At 63.0% G+C, this 17,650-nt stretch carries 10 protein-coding genes; 7 read left to right on the forward strand and 3 right to left on the reverse strand.

All coding sequences use genetic code 11. The features are described 5' to 3' along the window. Positions 1-184 precede the first annotated feature (184 nt). From ACVOK8_RS14355 to ACVOK8_RS14380, 6 genes are all read left to right on the forward strand, one after another. Positions 185-2,494 carry a beta-N-acetylhexosaminidase gene (locus tag ACVOK8_RS14355; RefSeq protein WP_481567420.1) on the forward strand — a complete coding sequence of 770 codons (2,310 nt, stop codon included), beginning with the start codon at positions 185-187 and terminating at the stop codon, positions 2,492-2,494. 490 nt (positions 2,495-2,984) lie between these two features. Further along, positions 2,985-4,109 carry a glucokinase gene (locus tag ACVOK8_RS14360; RefSeq protein ID WP_481567421.1) on the forward strand — a complete coding sequence of 375 codons (1,125 nt, stop codon included), beginning with the start codon at positions 2,985-2,987 and terminating at the stop codon, positions 4,107-4,109. Positions 4,110-4,123: 14 nt separating this feature from the next. Next, entirely contained in the window at positions 4,124-6,916 is a 2,793-nt protein-coding gene (locus ACVOK8_RS14365) for a TonB-dependent receptor (protein WP_481567422.1), read from the forward strand. Positions 6,917-7,515: 599 nt separating this feature from the next. Further along, positions 7,516-10,164 carry a TonB-dependent receptor gene (locus tag ACVOK8_RS14370; protein ID WP_481567423.1) on the forward strand — a complete coding sequence of 883 codons (2,649 nt, stop codon included), beginning with the start codon at positions 7,516-7,518 and terminating at the stop codon, positions 10,162-10,164. Between the two features lie 205 nt (positions 10,165-10,369). After that, positions 10,370-11,860, forward strand: a complete 1,491-nt coding sequence (locus ACVOK8_RS14375; protein ID WP_481567424.1) for an outer membrane protein assembly factor BamB family protein — start codon at positions 10,370-10,372, stop codon at positions 11,858-11,860. Between the two features lie 63 nt (positions 11,861-11,923). Further along, entirely contained in the window at positions 11,924-14,281 is a 2,358-nt protein-coding gene (locus tag ACVOK8_RS14380; RefSeq protein ID WP_481567425.1) for a beta-N-acetylhexosaminidase, read from the forward strand. A gap of 244 nt (positions 14,282-14,525) precedes the next feature. Here ACVOK8_RS14380 and ACVOK8_RS14385 read toward each other — a convergent pair whose 3' ends face one another. Both ACVOK8_RS14385 and ACVOK8_RS14390 read right to left on the reverse strand, forming a co-directional pair. Next, the gene (locus tag ACVOK8_RS14385; RefSeq protein WP_481567426.1) at positions 14,526-14,921 is read right to left on the reverse strand and encodes a VanZ family protein; all 396 of its coding nucleotides are present in this window, start codon (positions 14,919-14,921) and stop codon (positions 14,526-14,528) included. Next, on the reverse strand, positions 14,909-16,093 hold the full coding sequence (locus ACVOK8_RS14390; RefSeq protein ID WP_481567428.1) for a class I SAM-dependent methyltransferase: 1,185 nt from the start codon (positions 16,091-16,093) through the stop codon (positions 14,909-14,911). Before ACVOK8_RS14390 ends, ACVOK8_RS14385 begins: the two co-directional genes overlap by 13 nt. A gap of 54 nt (positions 16,094-16,147) precedes the next feature. Between ACVOK8_RS14390 and ACVOK8_RS14395 the strand changes: the two genes are divergently transcribed. Then, the gene (locus ACVOK8_RS14395) at positions 16,148-16,885 is read left to right on the forward strand and encodes a pteridine reductase (protein WP_481535645.1); all 738 of its coding nucleotides are present in this window, start codon (positions 16,148-16,150) and stop codon (positions 16,883-16,885) included. A 202-nt stretch (positions 16,886-17,087) separates the two neighbouring features. Here the strand turns inward: ACVOK8_RS14395 and folK are convergent, their stop codons facing one another. Further along, a complete protein-coding gene (folK, locus tag ACVOK8_RS14400; RefSeq protein ID WP_481567429.1) occupies positions 17,088-17,570 on the reverse strand; it encodes a 2-amino-4-hydroxy-6-hydroxymethyldihydropteridine diphosphokinase in 483 nt (160 codons plus the stop codon). Between the last annotated feature and the right edge of the window lie 80 nt (positions 17,571-17,650).

Raw genomic sequence — 17,650 nt, forward strand, 5'->3', positions numbered from 1 at the left:
GGGGTTTTTTTTTGGGGTTTTTCTTGGTCGCCAGCGTCGGGGTGCGTGGGCCCGCCCGGTCCCCCCCCGCGCCCGAGGGGGCCGGGGCACTACAGAACAACACCATGCCGAGCTTGGCTCGGCACTACACAAGATCGATGCGGCGCTACACACTGCCGCCCAAGCACAAACAGGAGCTCCGCCCATGACGAAGTCCTTCCACAAGCGCAGCCGCGCGCCGTGGCTCAGCAGCTGCGTGTTGCTGGGCATGTCCGCCCTGCAGGTCCAGGCCGCCGACACCACCTCCGCCCCTTCGCTTGTCCCCCTGCCCGCCAGCTACCAGGCTGACGGCGGCAAGGACTTCGTGTTGAAGAGTTCCGCCCGCGTCGGCGGCAACGACGAGGCAGCACGCCGCGCCGCCGCGCAGTTCGTGACGTTGTTGAAGCAGAATGGCGGCCCGACCCTGGCCATTGCCGACAATGCCGGCAGCGCGCAGATCCGCTTCCGCCTCGACCCTTCGGCAACCAACACTGCCGAAGGTTATGCACTGAAGGTCTCCAACACCGGCATCGATGTCAGCGCCGGTGATGATGTCGGCCTGTTCTATGGCGCAGTCACCGCCGCCCAGCTGCTGACCGGCAACACGCCCGGCCACGTCGCCGCCGCCACCATCGCTGATACTCCGCGCTTCCCGTGGCGTGGCTTCATGCTCGATTCGGCACGCCACTTCCAGAGCATGGATGAGATCAAGAAGCTGCTCGATGCCATGGCGCAGCACAAGCTCAATATCTTCCATTGGCATCTCACCGATGACCAAGGCTGGCGCATGGAGATCAAGCGCTACCCGAAGCTGACTGAAGTCGGCAGCTGCCGCGTGCCGCTGGGCGATGCCGGCATCAATACCGCCACTGGCGAGCCGCGCCAGTACTGCGGTTACTACACGCAGGAGCAGATCCGCGAAATCATCGCGTACGCCGCCGAGCGCCACATCCAGGTGATCCCGGAAATCGACGTACCCGGGCACGCCACCGCCGCCATCGTCGCCTACCCGGAACTGGGCACCACCGATCAGAAACTGGTCATCGACAACCAGTGGGGCGTGTTCCCGAATCTGTTCAACACCGAGGAAGCCACCTTCCAGTTCCTGGAGAACGTGCTGGAAGAAGTGATCCAGATGTTCCCGTCCAAGTACGTGCATGTCGGCGGCGACGAAGCCGTCAAGGACCAGTGGATCGCCTCCAAACGCGTGCAGGAACGCATGCGCGAACTTGGCGCCAAGGATGAAATGGAGATGCAGAGCCATATCATCAAGCGCCTGGAGAAATTCCTTGAGCAACACGACCGCCGCCTGATCGGCTGGGACGAAATCCTCGAAGGCGGTCTGCCGCCGGAGGCCACGGTGATGTCCTGGCGTGGCACCGAGGGTGGGCTCAAGGCTGCCAGCGAAGGCCACGACGTGGTGATGTCGCCGGTCACCCATATGTACATGGACTACCTGCAGACCGAGTCGCCGAACGAGCCGCCGGGCCGCCCGACCACCATCCCCCTGCAGAAAGCCTACGAGTTCGAACCGGTACCGGCCGAACTTGCCGCCGACAAGCGCGCGCACATCCTTGGCCTGCAGGCCAACATGTTCAACGAGCACACCCGCAACGACCAGAACCTGGAGCACAACCTGTTCCCGCGCCTGGCTGCGGTCGCCGAGACCGGCTGGAGCCCGCAGAACAAGCGCAACTTCAGCAACTTCCTGCAACGCCTGCCGCGTCAGCTGCAGCGCTACCAGGCAATGAACATCGCCTATGCAAAGACGCCGTTCCAGGTCGACATGCAGGACAAGGGCGAACACCGTACCGGTGCAGTGCAGGTGAGCCTCAACAATCCGCTGGGCTACCCGGTGCACTACACCCTGGACGGCAGTGCCGTCACCGCAAGCTCGCCGCTGTACGCGCAGCCGTTGCAGTTGAAGGTACCGGTGCAGGTACAGGCCGCGGCCTTCTTCGATGGCAAGCCGTTGGCAGCGGCCAGCAGCTTCAAGCTGGATGCCGCATCACTGTTGGTCCGTGAGGACACCCAGCTCGGCCTGTGCCCGAATGGCGGCAAGCTGCTGCTGCGCCTGGAAGATGACGGTCCGGCCGAAGGCGAGCGTGAAGTGTTCAACGTCAACATCTTCAACCCGTGCTGGTTGTGGAGCGATGTTGACCTGTCCGGCATCGCCAGCATCAAGGTGCGTGCCGGTCGCATCCCGTACAACTTCCAGCTGGCCCACGACGAACCGTCGCGCAAGTTCGCGCCGGCTCGCACTGCCCACGGTGAGATGGAGATCCTGGCCAACTGCGAAGGCAAGCCGCTGGCCTCGATCCCACTGCCGGCCGAACCGGGTGCGGACGGCTTCCTCGAACTGGACGCCAGCATCGCCGCACCGGCAACGCGTGGCGACCTGTGCGTACGCTTCACCGGCGACACCCGCCCCAACATGTGGACGCTGGACTGGATCAAGCTCGAACCGGCCAAGTAATCCACACAGCGATTTGTTGTAAGCACAAGGCCACCGCATGCGGTGGCCTTGTGCTGTCTGCCATAAGGCCGTTGGAAATTCCCTGATTTGTGCGGAGCTACCGGAGCGACGTAAGCCGCGAAGCAATGGATCCAACACCCGGCAGAAGCCCTGTACATCAACTCACCGATGCCCGTAACCGATCGGGATACAGAAAAGCCCTCCATTTCGTTGCCTCCGGCTTCGCGGCTTACGCCGCTCCTACAGGGGGCCTGGGCGTGCCAAAAAATTTCACAGGACTTCATCAACCCCGTGGGGCAAAACGCAAAAACGTTCATATATTTCACATGAAACAAAAATAGTCACTGAAATCATTGATATATGAGCACTGCCAACTGAGCCCGAGCGATGAAAATTTTTTGCACTGCGCCTTGACATCGTTGTCACGAAGCACGGACACTTCGCATGCCGCAACGCCAACAGGTGTCGCGCCAACTTCCAGGGGACGTGCGTGGTTGCCAGCCGGAACACAACAGCCAAGCTGACCACTCCTACATCCACCGCGCCGTTGCTGGCCGCGGATGTGGGTGGCACCCACGTCCGCGTAGGCCTTGTGCAGCCGGGCAGCAGCGCCGGCGCACCCATGCAGCTGCTGGCCTACCGCCAATACCGCTGCGCCGACTACCCGGACCTGAGCAGCATCCTTGCCCAGTTCCCGGTTGACCGCGCCACCGTGCGCGAATGCGCCATCGCCAGTGCCGGTTTCGCCCTGCCCGATGGCACGGTGATCTCAGCCAACCTGCCGTGGCCGCTGTCGTGCAACCGCATCCGCGATGATCTCGGCTTCGCCGCGGTGCATCTGGTCAATGATTTCGAAGCCGTAGCCCATGCCGCCGCACATATCGATGCCAGCGACGCACTACTGCTGAGCGGCCCTGCCCTCGCCGCCGAGGGACCGGTACTGATCGTGGGCCCCGGCACCGGCCTGGGCGCGGCACTGTGGATTCCCAATGGCAGCCGCTCGATGGTGCTGGCCACTGAAGCCGGACAAGCCTCGCTGAGCGCCAGCACCGCACTGGAAGTCGCCGTGCTGCAGCAGATGCTGCGCGGGCGCAACCATGTCGCCATCGAGCACGCCTTGTCTGGCCCGGGCCTGCTCAACCTGTACAACGCACTGTGCGCCGTGCGCGACACCGCGCCCGTGCACGTCACACCCGATGCAATCAGCGCCGCTGCCTGCGATGGCGGCGATCCGGTTGCCGAACAGACGCTGCAGCTGTTCTGCGCGATTCTCGGCTCGACCATCGGCGACATGGCGCTGCTGTACGGCGCGCAAGGCGGCATCTATCTGGCTGGCGGCATCCTGCCCAAGATCAGCCAGTTCCTCATCAACAGCAGCTTCGCCGAGCGGTTCCTCAACAAGGGACCGATGCGCGAAGCGCTGCAACGCATCCCCGTGAAGTTGGTAGAGCACGGGCAACTGGGCGTCATCGGCGCCGCCAGTTGGTATCTGGGACGCAGGGAAATCGATCCCAGCGCACCGCACTCGGCAGTAACGCAGGCGCATGCGGCAGCCCGCCCATGCACCGCTTCCAGTGACACAACTTCCGGCCAGTTCGCCGGCATCCATCAATGATGAGGAGAGACATCATGAGGTACCGCAAGTCCGTACTATCCGCCGCCATCGTCACCTGTCTGAGCTTTTCCGCGCACGCGCAGGAAGCCAGCAAGGAAGCCACCGAGCTTGACCGCGTTGTCGTCACCGGCATCCGTGCCAGCCTGCAGCAGTCGCTGGAAACCAAGCGCAACGCCGATTCCATCGTCGACGTGATCACCGCCGAGGACGTGGGCAAGTTCCCGGCCACCAACGTCGCCGAAGCGATGACCATCATTCCGGGCGTCACCATCGACCGCGCATATGGCCAAGGCGAGAAGGTGTCCATCCTCGGCACCGACCCTGCCTTGAACCGCACCCTGCTCAACGGCCAGTCCATCGCTTCGGGCGACTGGAACATGTCCGACTTCCCGACCCGCACCTTCAACTACTCGTTGCTGGCGCCTGAACTGGTCGGCAAGGTCGAAGTATTCAAGTCACCGGAAGCACGCCTGGATGAGGGCTCGATCGGCGGCACCGTCAACATCTCCACGCGCAAGCCGCTGGACATGCCGGAGAAGGTCAGCGTCAGCGGTCGCGTCAGCTACGGCCGCAACGATCGCGTCGACAAGACCGACCCCAGCGCCTCTGCTGCCTTCGGCTGGAAGAACCAGGCCGAAAACTTCGGCTTCATCCTCTCGGCACAGGCCAGCAACGAAAGCATCCGCCGTGACGGCATCGAGTCCTACGGCACCGTCACTGCCAAGAACTACCGCGATGGCGTCGATGGCGCAGCCGGCTCGGTCAACAACACCGGTGTCGACTGGTCGGTTCCGCCACTGCCCAATGGCCAGCAGCCGCAGAAGCCCGGCACCTGCCAGGGCGCCTGTGCCGACGCCTTGAACGCCAACCCGAACGCAGTGGGCCCGGGCTCGATGAGCGCGCACTTCTTTGAACAGAAGCGCAAGCGCAACACCTATTCGGCATCGCTGCAATTCAAGCCGGTCGAGCAGCTGAACATCGAGTTCAACGCCTTGAAGGTCGACGCGAACTTCGACCACATGGCGCAGTCCATGTTCGTCTGGCCGGGCAATACCTATGGCGGCCTGATGACGATGACCGATGTCACCATCAAGGACGGCTTGATTACCAGTGGTACGCACAAGAACGGCCGCGTGGCGTTCGATCTGCAGAACCGCCGGGCCAAGGTCGAGTCGGAAACCTACGACATCAAGGTCGACTGGAACGATGAGCGCTGGTTCGCCTCCACCCATATCGGTCGCACCAAGGCCGAGGGTGGCCCGAAGCAGGTCTATGGCAGCTTCCTGGCCAACGCCGACTACACCTGGTCGATCGAGAATGGCCCGAACAAGCCGGGCAGCGTCACCTTCCACGGCAAAAACCCGTTCACCGATCCGGAAGCCTTCCGCATGGATGGCGGCTATGCCGATCCGTGGCACACCAACCCGCCAGCCGAAGGGAACTGGGCATCGGGCTGGGGTGGCAACCTGGTGGAAAAGCCAACCCTGGACAAGGAAACCTACGGCCAGCTGGACTTCGGCCTGAAGCTGGATTCGCCGGTCTACCTGATCCGCGCCGGCTACAAGCAGCGCTCGCATGAGACCGGCCAGATCCAGCGCGGCGTGACGCTGGCATCGATCCAAGGCTATGGCGATGCCACCGCCTCGATGTTCAACCCGCGCCCGCTGCCTGGCAACTATCTGAGCGGCTTTGGCGGCTATGGCGACCTCGCCGACCGCTTCACCATCGATGGCTGGGCATTGGCCGACTACATCGCCAGCAACAAGTGGCTGGCACCGTGGCAGACCGCGCCGGTCCCGACCACACTGGGCAATGCGGAATTCGCACGCAATACCTGGACGATCGAAGAAGACATCAAGGCCGCCTACGTGCAGGCCGATTTCAGCTTCGACCGCCTGCGCGGCAACATCGGCGTGCGCTACGTACAGACCGAAGTTGGCAGCGGAGCGTGGATCTGCACCGTCAACAACCCCAAGGACTGCACGGCGGACAAGTACGAGTGGCGGGTCAAGCCGAGCAAGTACAACAACGCACTCCCGAACCTGAACCTGGTCTACGACGCCACCGACGAGCTGGTGCTGCGCTTCTCCGCAGCCAAGACCATGGCCCGTCCGAGCTACGCCGACGTGTCCAGCTACCTGTGGCTGTCCGATCAGCAGCAGACCGGCGGCGGCGGCAATCCGGACCTGAAGCCCTACCTGTCCACCAACCTGGACTTCTCGGCCGAGTGGTATTTCTCGCAGAACGCGATCCTGGCCGGCTCGCTGTTCTACCGCGACGTTTCCGACTACATCCTGATGGCAACCCGCGAGGAATCCCACTGGAACATCAACCAGGGCAAGGAAACCATCTATCGCGTTGATCGTCCGCAGAATGCCGGCGACGCCAAGATCAAGGGCGCATCCCTGGCGTGGCAGCAGAACTTCGGCATGGGCTTCGGCATCGTCGCCAACTACACGTACTCCGATGGCGAGGCCACCAACGGCCGTCCGCTGCCGTACAACTCGAAGAACCAGTTCAACATCGCCCCGTTCTTCGAGAACGACAAGTTGGCAGCCCGCATCACCTACAACTGGCGCGACAAGTACTTCACCAACGTCAGCGGCGGTCGTGACCTGTGGACCATGGACTACACCTCGGTCGATGCCTCCATCTCCTACAAGATCACCGACAACCTGACCGTTGCCCTGGAAGGCATGAACCTGCTCGATGAGGAGTACCACTCCTACTCCGGCACCGAGCAGCTGCTGCGCGGCGCCTACCTGAGCGGCCGTCGTTACAACGCTTCGCTGCGCTTCGCCTTCTAAGCCAGCACCAACGCAATACCGTTTCCGCTGTTCTTTCTCCTCCAGCGGGCCTGGGTTTTCCAGGCCCGCTTTTTTTGTGCCCGCAACAGCCCGACGGCGGCGAAGCGGAACCCAAATTACCAATGAATTGAAGCTGAATATAATTTTCATAGCTGAAAATAATATCTTCAAGATCTCTCAAGAGGACTTGAAATAAAAAACAATTTCAACGCAATTAATGCGCAAAATAAGTAATAAATGCCTGAAAAAGATCTCTTTGGCCTTATTTTTTTCATGAAAATTATTTTTGCAAAACACCAAAAAGCCGAGCAAACTCCAGTTCTGGCTGAACACCGGTAGTCCCGCGCTCCACCCAACGCATCGAGGCATGACGTGGACCAGCATCGCCAGCTACACCTTCGCTTTTTCCACGTCGTCGGCCTGTATCGCAGGGCGGCCGCGCGCGACTTCATCCCCATGACCGCCATTGACTGACGCCAGGTTCCACGCGGTCGGCCAGCTCGGTGACCGCGATCAACTATCCGCACGCCCGCCGGGCTACGGCAATCACTGACCGGCACGCATTTGCCGGCCATCCATCAGCAAAGGGAGAGAGACCTTTGAACCACCGCAAGTCGCCACTCACCGCCGCCATCATCAGTTGTCTGGCAATCAGCTTCTCCGCTGCCGCCCAGGACGCGCAGAAAGAAGCAACCGAGCTTGACCGTGTCGTTGTCACCGGCATCCGCGCCAGCCTGCAGCAGTCGCTGGAGACCAAGCGCAATGCCGACGCCATCGTCGACGTGATCACCGCCGAAGACGTGGGCAAGTTCCCGGCCACCAACGTCGCCGAAGCGATGACCATCATCCCCGGCGTCGCCATCGACCGCGCCTTCGGTCAGGGCGAGCGCGTCAGCATCCTCGGCACCGATCCTTCGCTCAACCGCACCCTGCTCAACGGCCAGACCATCGCCTCGGGCGACTGGAACATGTCCGACTTCCCGACCCGTACCTTCAACTACTCGCTGCTGGCACCGCAGCTGGTCGGCAAGATCGAGGTATTCAAGTCACCCGAAGCGCGCCTGGACGAAGGCTCGATCGGCGGCACCGTGATGATCAGCACGCGCAAGCCCTTGGACATGGAGAAGTCACTGACCATCTCCGGCCAGGTCGGCATGACCCGCAACGAAGTAGCCAGCTCCAACGACCCGAACGCCGCACTGCTGCTGGGTTGGAAGAACCAGGCCGAGAACTTCGGCGTGGTGTTCTCGGCACAGCGTGACGAGGAAAACATCCGCCGCGAAGGCTACGAGGCATTCAACGTCATCACCGCCAGCGCGTTCAATGCGTCCATCGCCAACGGCAATTGTGCTGGTGCCTGCGCCGACGCAATCCGTGCCAACCCGAACGCGATCGGCGTCAACTCCGCCGGCGCGGCGTTCTTCGAGCAGGAACGCAAGCGCGACACCTATACCCTGAGCCTGCAGGCCAAGCCGGTTGAAAAGCTCGACATCGAGTTCAACGCCTTCGCCATCGATGCCAGCTATGACCATCAAACCCACCCGATGTTCATCAACCAGGGCAACAACTTCCACAGCGGCGGCAGGCTGACCGACATCACCATCAAGGATGGCATCGTCACTGGCGGCAAGATGAAGAACGCGCTGTCGATCTTCGACCTGCAGAGTCGCTGGGCCGAGACAAAGTCGCGCACCTACGACCTGAAGGCTGCATGGAACGACGAGCGCTGGTCGCTCAGCACGCAGCTCGGCAGCACCCGCGCCGATGCTGGCCCGCGCCAGTTCTACAGCGAGTTCCTTGCCCACACCGACTATGAATGGAAGGTCCAGAACTCCGACACCAATCCATTTGAAGTCAGCTTCCCGAACGGCAATCCGTTCACCGATCCGTCGCTGTTCCGCTTCGAAGGCTGGGCCGGCAACGTGGTCGAGAAGCCGACCGTGGACAAGGAAAAGTATGGGCAGATCGACTTCGGCCTGAAGCTCGACTCGCCGGTCTACCTGCTGCGTGTCGGCTACAAGCAGCGCGATCACTTCGTCGGCCAGGTGCAGCGCGGTTTCGGCCTCAACACCACCGCCACCAACAGTGCCGGCGAGTTCGGCCCGCGGCCGATGCCGGGCGATTATCTGTCCGGGCTCGGCAATGGCGGCGCGCTCGGCGATCGTTTTACCGTCGACCCCGCCAAGCTGTACGAGTGGATCATGAGCGGCAAGTGGCTGGCCCCTGGCGCATCAATGCCGGCACTGTCGCCGTTCAGCTCCGGCGAGTTCGCCCGCAACACCTGGTCGATCGAGGAAGACAGCAAGGCGCTCTACGCCCAGGCTGATTTCAGCTTTGATCGCCTGCGCGGCAACATCGGTGTTCGCTACGTGCGCACCGAAACCACCAACGAGGGCTACACCTGCGCCAACAACGTGAATCCCTGCCCGCAATGGGAGACCGTCGTTGCTGGCAAGAAGTACAACAACGTACTGCCCAACCTCAACCTGATCTACGACCTCAACGATGATGTAGTGCTGCGCTTCTCTTCGGCCAAGGTCATCGCCCGTCCGAACTATGCGGACATGTCCAGCTACATCTGGCTGACCGACCTGAACCTGTCCGGCGCCGGCGGCAACCCCGACCTGGATCCGTACCAGTCCACCAACTTCGATTTCTCCGCCGAATGGTACCTGTCGGAGAACGCGATCCTTGCCGCGTCGCTGTTCTACCGTGACGTCAAGGATTACATCCTCAATCAGTCGCAGAAAGAGAGCCACTACAACATCAACCAGAACCGTGACGATCTGTATGACGTAACCCGTCCGCAGAACGCCGGCAATGCCAAGGTCCGCGGTTACTCGCTGGCATGGCAGCAGGGCTTGGGCGCTGGCTTCGGCATCGTCGCCAACTACACCTTCTCCGATGGCGAAGCCGATGATGGTCGCCCGCTGCCGTTCAACTCCGAGCACCAGTTCAACATCAGCCCCTACTTCGAACAGGGCAATTGGAGCGCACGGGTCACCTACGGCTGGCGCGACAAGTACTTCACCCGCATGGCCGCGGCCAATACCCAGGTATGGACCGATGACTACGGCTCGCTGGATGCGTCCGTCGGCTATCGTGTCAACGAAAACCTGGCAATCCAGATCAATGCCATGAACCTGCTCAACGAGAACTATCACAGCTACTTCGGCAGCAAGCTGCTCACCAATGGCCTGTACACCACCGGCCGTCGCTACATGGCCTCGCTGCGCTTTGATTTCTAAGCCGCGTTGCCGCTGATGCCGTACCGCGGGCCCGGTTCATCGGGCCCGCACCCATCCTTCGTATTGAACGTCCTACGACCCTTGCCGGGCCACCATGACACGCACATCCCTTCGCAGCAGTGCTCCTGTACAGCGCCAGCACCACGGCTGGTCACTCCTGCTGCTTGCCTGCTTGTTTGCAATCAGCAACCTTGCCCAAGCCCAGGTGACCGACCTCTCCGGCTATTGGCTCGGTGAGATCGGCAGCGCGCGCGAGAAGGTTGCGATCGGGCTGGAACTCAAGGCCGATGCCAATGGTCGCTATGACATGCGGATCGACCTGCCGATGGCACATCTGCAGAGCCTGCCACTGCATGGCAAGGCAGATTTCGACAACAACGTGCTGGCGCAGCGCGCCATGCACATGACACTGCGGCAACACGGCGACCGTCTCGCCGGCAGCCTGTTCGCTGACGGCGAGCAGGTCAGCCTGCGCCGCAGCACCCGCGACCAGCTGCCCGCCGCAGCGTCGCCCCCCACGGATTTGAAAACATTGCCGGCGCCGCGCTGGAGCACGCGCCTGGGCGGGCAGATATTCGCTTCGCCAGTGACCCGCGACGGCATCGCCTATATCGGTACAACCGCAGGCGCGGTCTCGGCAGTAGAGCTCGACGACGGCGCGGTACTGTGGACCACCACCACCGGCTACCCGGTGTATGCCAGTGCCCTGCTCACCGCCGATGCGGTTTTCGTAACCAGCGACGGCGGCTACCTGCATCGCCTCGACCGCAGCACCGGGCACGAGCAATGGCGCTCTTCCATCCAGGGCAGCCAAACCAGTCGCGAACCGCCACAACCACAACTTGCCGCCTGGGAGTGGCAGGCACCGCGGCCTTTGCTGATAGATGGTCAGCTGTATGTCGGCGGCGCCGACGGCAGCGTGCAGGCACTGGATGCCGGCACTGGTGCAATGCGCTGGAAGATCCAGCTGCGTGATCGCATTCAGCACAGTCCAGCCAGCGATGGTGGGCAGCTGTTCGTCGTCACCGAAGCCGGCATCGTACAGGCGCTGGCGCTGCACGATGGCAAGCCTGCGTGGCAGTACCGCATGAGCTCGCGGCCCGGCGCGGCGCCGATGGTGCATGCCGGCCGCGTATTCGCCAACGACCGCAGTGGTGTGCTGCATGCGATGCATGCCAGCAACGGAAGCCCGCTGTGGCGCACCCAGTTCTGGACATCGTGGATCGAATCGGAGCCCGCTTTCGACGGCGACACGCTGTACATCGGCTCTTCCGATCTGCGTAAGATCAGCGCGATCGATACCCGTAACGGCCACGTTCGCTGGCGCACCGACGTAGGTGGATGGAGTTGGGGCACACCACTGCCGACCGGCGATTTCCTGATTGTCGGCATGGCTGCAGGCAACCCCTATTTCCTTGAGCACAGCGCCGGCATCGGACTGATTGATCGCCGTGATGGGCGTCTGTTGGCCCGCTATCCGATGCCGGCCGGCCATGGTTTCCAATGGGGTATCGCAGGCAGCGTCGCCACGGATGGTACGACGCTCGCTGCAGCCGACATCGAAGGTGTGCTGATGGGTTTCGCGCTGGATGCGATGATCCCAGCGCACACGATCACTTCTTCCCTGCCATCACCTGCCGCACTGCAGGCCAGTTCCGCCTTGCCTTCCTCCCCCCGTGGATCGCAGAAACCGTAATTTCAACCGCAAACGCAACACCGTGCGGCTGCATGTCAGCCGACATTTCAAAGAGGATTCACGATGACCGGACACCGACTCTCCACCCATGCACTGCACGCCGCACTGCTGCTTGCACTCGCCGCCAGCAGCGGCCATGCGCCAGCCGCCACCAATACCGCGCCGGCTGCGTCGCAACTACCGGTGGAAGTCACAGGTGCCAGCATCATTCCGCGCCCGGTATCGGTGCTGCCAGGCAACGGCCGCTTCAGCGTCGATGCCTCCACCCGCGTGATCGCTGCCGACGGCGCCAGCGAAGTCGCCACACAGTTCACCCAGCTGCTGGCGCGCACCACACCGCTGCGGCTCACGTCCAGCAGCAGTGGCCAAGCCAAGGGCGCAATCCAGTTCCGCATCAACAAGCCTGCCTCCAATGCAGCTTCACCCGAGGGCTACACGCTGCGTATCAACAACGATGGCGTGCTGGTCGAAGCCGATGATGCACGCGGCCTGTTCTATGGCGCGATGTCACTGTGGCAGCTGCTTGCTGGTGCGCCTGCGAACAGCATCAGCCTGGCGGCGATGCAGGTCGAAGATGCACCGCGCTTCAGCTGGCGCGGCTTCATGCTCGACTCTGCGCGGCACTTCCAGAGCATCGATGACATCAAGCTGATCCTCGATGCGATGGCGACGCACAAGCTCAACACCTTCCACTGGCATCTGACCGATGACCAGGGCTGGCGCATGGAGATCAAGCGCTACCCGAAGCTGACCGAAGTGGGCAGCTGCCGCGCCGCTGCTGGCGAAGCCGGCGTTGGTGCTGACGGCAAGCCGCATCTGTATTGCGGTTACTACACGCAGGAACAGATCCGTGACGTGGTCGCCTATGCCGCCGCACGCCACATTAAGGTTGTGCCAGAGATCGACGTGCCCGGTCATGCACAGGCCGCGGTTGCCGCCTACCCGGAACACGGCGTGGTCGATGGTCCGACCCAACCGTCAGCGAACTGGGGCGTGAATCCCTACCTGTTCAACCCGCGCGAGGAAACCCTGCAGTTCCTGGAGAACATCCTGGCCGAAGTGCTGGAGATGTTCCCCGGCCAGTACATCCATATCGGTGGCGACGAGGCAGTGAAGTACCAGTGGCAGGATTCGCCGCAGGTGCAGGCCTATATCCGCGAGCTGGGGCTGAAGGACGAAGAAGCACTGCAGTCGCACATGCTCAAGCGGCTGGAAAAGTACCTGGAAGACCACGACCGCAAGCTGATCGGCTGGGACGAAATCATCGAGGGCGGCCTGCCGCCGCAGGCCACGGTGATGTCGTGGCGTGGCATCGAAGGCGGCATCGAAGCGGCCACCCATGGCCACGACGTGGTGATGACGCCGGGCAATACCTTGTACCTGGATTTCCTGCAGACCAATCTGCCGGAAGAGCCGACCGGTCGTCCCAAGTTCACCTCGATGCAGCGCGTCTACGCCTTCGACCCGGTGCCGGCCGAGCTGACCCCGGCGCAGCGCAAGCACGTGATCGGCGTGCAGGCCAATATGTGGACCGAACACACCCGCAACGGCAAGGACCTCAAGCACAACGTGTTCCCGCGCCTGGCGGCACTGTCCGAGATCGCCTGGACGCCGCTGCAGAACAAGAGCTACGACGACTTCCTCGCACGTCTGCCGGCGCAGTTGCAGCGCTATAAGGCATTGGGCATTGACTACGGCCAGACCGCGTTGTCGGTGGCGATGAAGCGTCAGGATGATCGTGCAGCTGAAAAGGTGACGGTCGAACTGTCCAACCCGCTCAGCTACCGCGACATCCGCTACACCACCGACGGTAGTACGCCTACTGCGCAGTCACCGGCCTATCCCGGCGCGCTGACCTTGCCGGTGCCGACCGTGCTGACCGCGCTTACCTTCTTCAACGGCAAGCCGGTGGCCGACAAACCCAGCCAATGGAACTTCGATGCGCAGTCGCTGCTGACCCGCACCGACAAGACCCTGGCGCAATGCCCGCAGGGCGGCCGCCTGCTGCTGCGTCTGGTCGACGACAACCCGTTGCACGGTGAGCGCGACAACTTCGACGTCACCATCTTCAACCCGTGCTGGCTGTGGGAAGACGCGCAGTTGCAGGACATCGGCTCGGTCAAGGTCCGCGCCGGCCGCATTCCCTACAACTTCGGCCTGCTGCGGCCGGAGGAAGCCAAGCGCGGCTTCCGCAAGCCGGTGAGCCAATACGGTGAATTTGAAGTGCGTGCAGGCTGCGAGGGCCGCGTGCTGGCCACCGTGCCGCTGCCGCAGCAGCCGGGCAAGGATGGCTTCATTGAACTGGAGGCCCCGCTACAAGCTGGTGCCGGGCAGATCACCGACCTGTGCATGACCTTCAGCGGCGATACCCGTCCGCAGATGTGGGTGCTGGACCAGGTGCGTCTGCAGCCGAAGCAGTAAGGCCCGGGGAGAAATCGCCGGGAAGGCGCGGTGCGGTACGTGAGTCCTCTCCACCCACGTCCCGCACCGCACCGACTTTGCAAAATCACCGGCACCTCGACGGTGCCTGTGATGGCGCAACGTAGCAGCCAAAGGGCCGCCTGCGTAAGTGCCAAAACAGCGGAAATAGCTGATTTATCTAAAGAATTAAGTTGCAGCCGCAACCAGAACAGCTTGCAGCGCTGCCCGTCGGCGCACTATCGGCTCAACGCCCTTGCAGCCTCAGCAGTAAATCCCGCAGCGGCGTCAGCACAGTCAGCATGCCGATCAGCACGCCACTGGCATTGGCCAGGGCGTCCATCGGATCGGCCATGCGCATGGCGGTCAGCGCGCCCTGCGCCCACTCGATGCCAACGCCCATCGCAACCAAACCTGCTGCCACCCAGCACAGCGCGCGGCGGCTGCCGAACAACTGCACTGCGCTGGCAGACAGAATGAAATAGGCCAACAGATGCTCGACCTTGTCGCTGTTCTGCGGCAGGTTCAGTTCTGGTGGCGGGATCAGGCACACAACGATCACAGCCAACACCGCCGCACACCACAGGCCCAACCAGAATCCTGCGCGACGCAGCGGTTTCAGCGTGGTGCTTACAGCCGCCACGTCAGGTCGCCCAGCAGGAAGGCAGCCGACATGTCGACGTCACGACTGAAGCCCATGACCTGGAAGCGCTCGCCCATTTCGGTCGGCAAGGTCAGCCGCTTGAGCTGATCACGCAGGCGCAGCTGGCCGACTTCATCGGTACGCGCTTCGGCCTGCAGCAGCAGATCGGTGATGCCGTTGCCGAGCAGGAAGTTGGCCTGGTTGCTGTAACCGGCCAGCTCGAAACCGGCATTGGTGCCGGCTTCGGCCAGCGCAGTGAAATCCACCGAGGCGGTGATGTCCTGCAGGCCCGGCCACAGGAATACGTCGTTGTGCACGCGGTGACGGTAGAACGCGCGCATCGTGCCGTCATTGCGCTCGCTCTGGTAGAACTCGCTGCGCGAATAGCCGTAGTCGACGAACAGCATCGCACCACGCTGCATGCCACCAGCCACCGCCTGGATCCAGTACGGCAGCTGCGGCAGCACTTCGGAACGGTAACCGTGCGCGAAGGGGCGCTCCAGATAACGCTCCACATGCCGTACCGCACCCAGCATCAGCTGATCGGCCGGCTGTGCGCCGCGCACGAAGCGGCCTTCGCCGTCGAGTTCCACGGTCTCTTCATAGATCTCGCCTTCGTCGGCGAGGAAGCGTGGCGTCGGCAACGCATCGATCACCTCGTTGGCGAACAGCACGCCGTCCCAATCGTCATCGAACGGCCGGTCCAGCCACTCCACCAGTGCGAACACCGGCGGAATCAGTGCGCGCTCGAGGCGTTCGCGCTGGCGCTCGCGCAGGTCGGCGCTGGGTTCAAGGATGGCGTAGCGCTCGGGCAGCGCATCCAGTTCCAGCAGGCGCTTGAGCATGATTTCGGCGAATGCACCGCTGCCGCCGCCCAGTTCCAGCATACGTGCCTGCGGCCCGAGCTGGTTCAGCACCGGCGCCACCGCATTGGCGGTAGTGGCGGCAAAAAGCGAGCCGATTTCAGGCGAGGTGACGAAATCACCGGCTGCGCCAAACTTGCTGGCGCCAGCGCTGTAATAGCCCCAACCCGGTGCATACAGTGCCAGCTCCATGAAGCGTGAGAACGGCACCGCACCGCCCTGGGCAAGGATGTCCGCACGCAGGTGCGCGGCCAGCTGCTCGCTGTGGGCGAGCGCATCTGAATCGGGGGTTGGCAGGTCGGAATGCATGATGCGGCGGTTTGCGAGGACAATGCACAGGATAGCTGAGTAAGGAAATCCCAGATGACAGAATCCCAACGGGTGGCCCTGGTCACCGGCAGCGCGCGCCGCATCGGCGCCGGCATTGCCCGTCACCTGCATGCCCATGGCTACCGCATCGCCCTGCATGCGCACCAATCCAGCGAGGAGCTGCAGTCACTGGCCTTCGATCTGGAGAGCGAGCGCGCGGGCAGCGTATTGGCGCTGGAGGCCGATCTGCGCGACGTCGCCGCCCTGCCCGACCTGGTGGAACAGACCGTCGGCCAGTTCGGCCGGCTGGACGCGCTGGTCAACAACGCCTCCAATTTCTTCCCTACCCCGTTCGGGCAGGTACAGCCGGAGCAATGGGATGAATTGTTCGCGGTGAATACGCGCGCGCCGTTCTTCCTGGCGCAGGCCGCCGCACCGCATCTGATCAAGCAGCGCGGCGCCATCGTCAACCTGACCGACCTGCACGCCACCCAGCCGCTGCGCGAGCACCCGGCCTACAGCTCGGCCAAGGCCGCGCTGGAGATGGTGACCCGTTCGCTGGCGCTGGAGATGGCTCCGCACGTACGGGTCAATGCCATTGCTCCCGGCGCCATCCTCTGGCCCGAGCAGGGCAAGAGCGAAGCAGCCAAGCAGAAGCTGATGGAGCGCACCCCGCTCGACCGCCTCGGCACCCCGCACGAGATCGCCTCGGCGGTACGCTGGCTGTTGGATGACGCCGGCTACATCACCGGGCAGACCCTGCGCCTGGACGGCGGCCGCCTGCTGACCTAGTGCCGCGCACCTGTAGTGCCGAGCCATGCCCGGCAGGGGCTTTACCAGCGAAAGGCTGCCCTCACCCCAACCCCTCTCCCGCATGCGGGAGAGGGGCTCAAGAGCAAAAAAGGGCGCAACACCTGTAGTGCCGAGCCATGCTCGGCAGGGGCTCTACCGGTAAGGTCAATGCCGAACATGGCTCGGCACTACCCGTGCAGCCTTACAACTCCACCGTATCGAACGCCTGCCCATATTGCGGGTGCTGCTGCCACATCTGCTGCAGGCTCAGGCCGCGAACCGGGTCGATGAAATCCGGGGCGATGTCGGCCAGCGGCTTGAGCACGAAGGCGTGCTTCAGCTCCGGACGCGGAATGCGCAGATGACCTGGGCCTTCTACCACCAGGTCGCCGTAATACACCACGTCGATATCCAGGGTACGGTCGCTGAAACGCGGCCCGGAACGGTCGCGGCCGTGCGCGTCTTCCACCGCATGCAGCCAATCGTCCAACTCGCCCAGCGGCAGCTCGGTGTCCAACATCACCGCGTTGTTGAGGAAATCCGGGCCGTCAAAACCCACTGCCGGGGTGCGGTAGGCCGGGGAGACGCTGATTGCGCCAAAACGTTCGCGCAATACGGCAACCGCCGCTTGCAGGTAGTGCTGCGGTTGCAGGTTGCTGCCCAGGCTGAGGAGCACGGTGGTCATGAGTTGGTTTGCCTGCGGGCCCGCCCGCGCCACGATGGACGAGCTGGAGCACCGCATCGTAGGAGGGGGCGCACATGATA

This window comes from Stenotrophomonas sp. STEN083 (assembly GCF_056759195.1).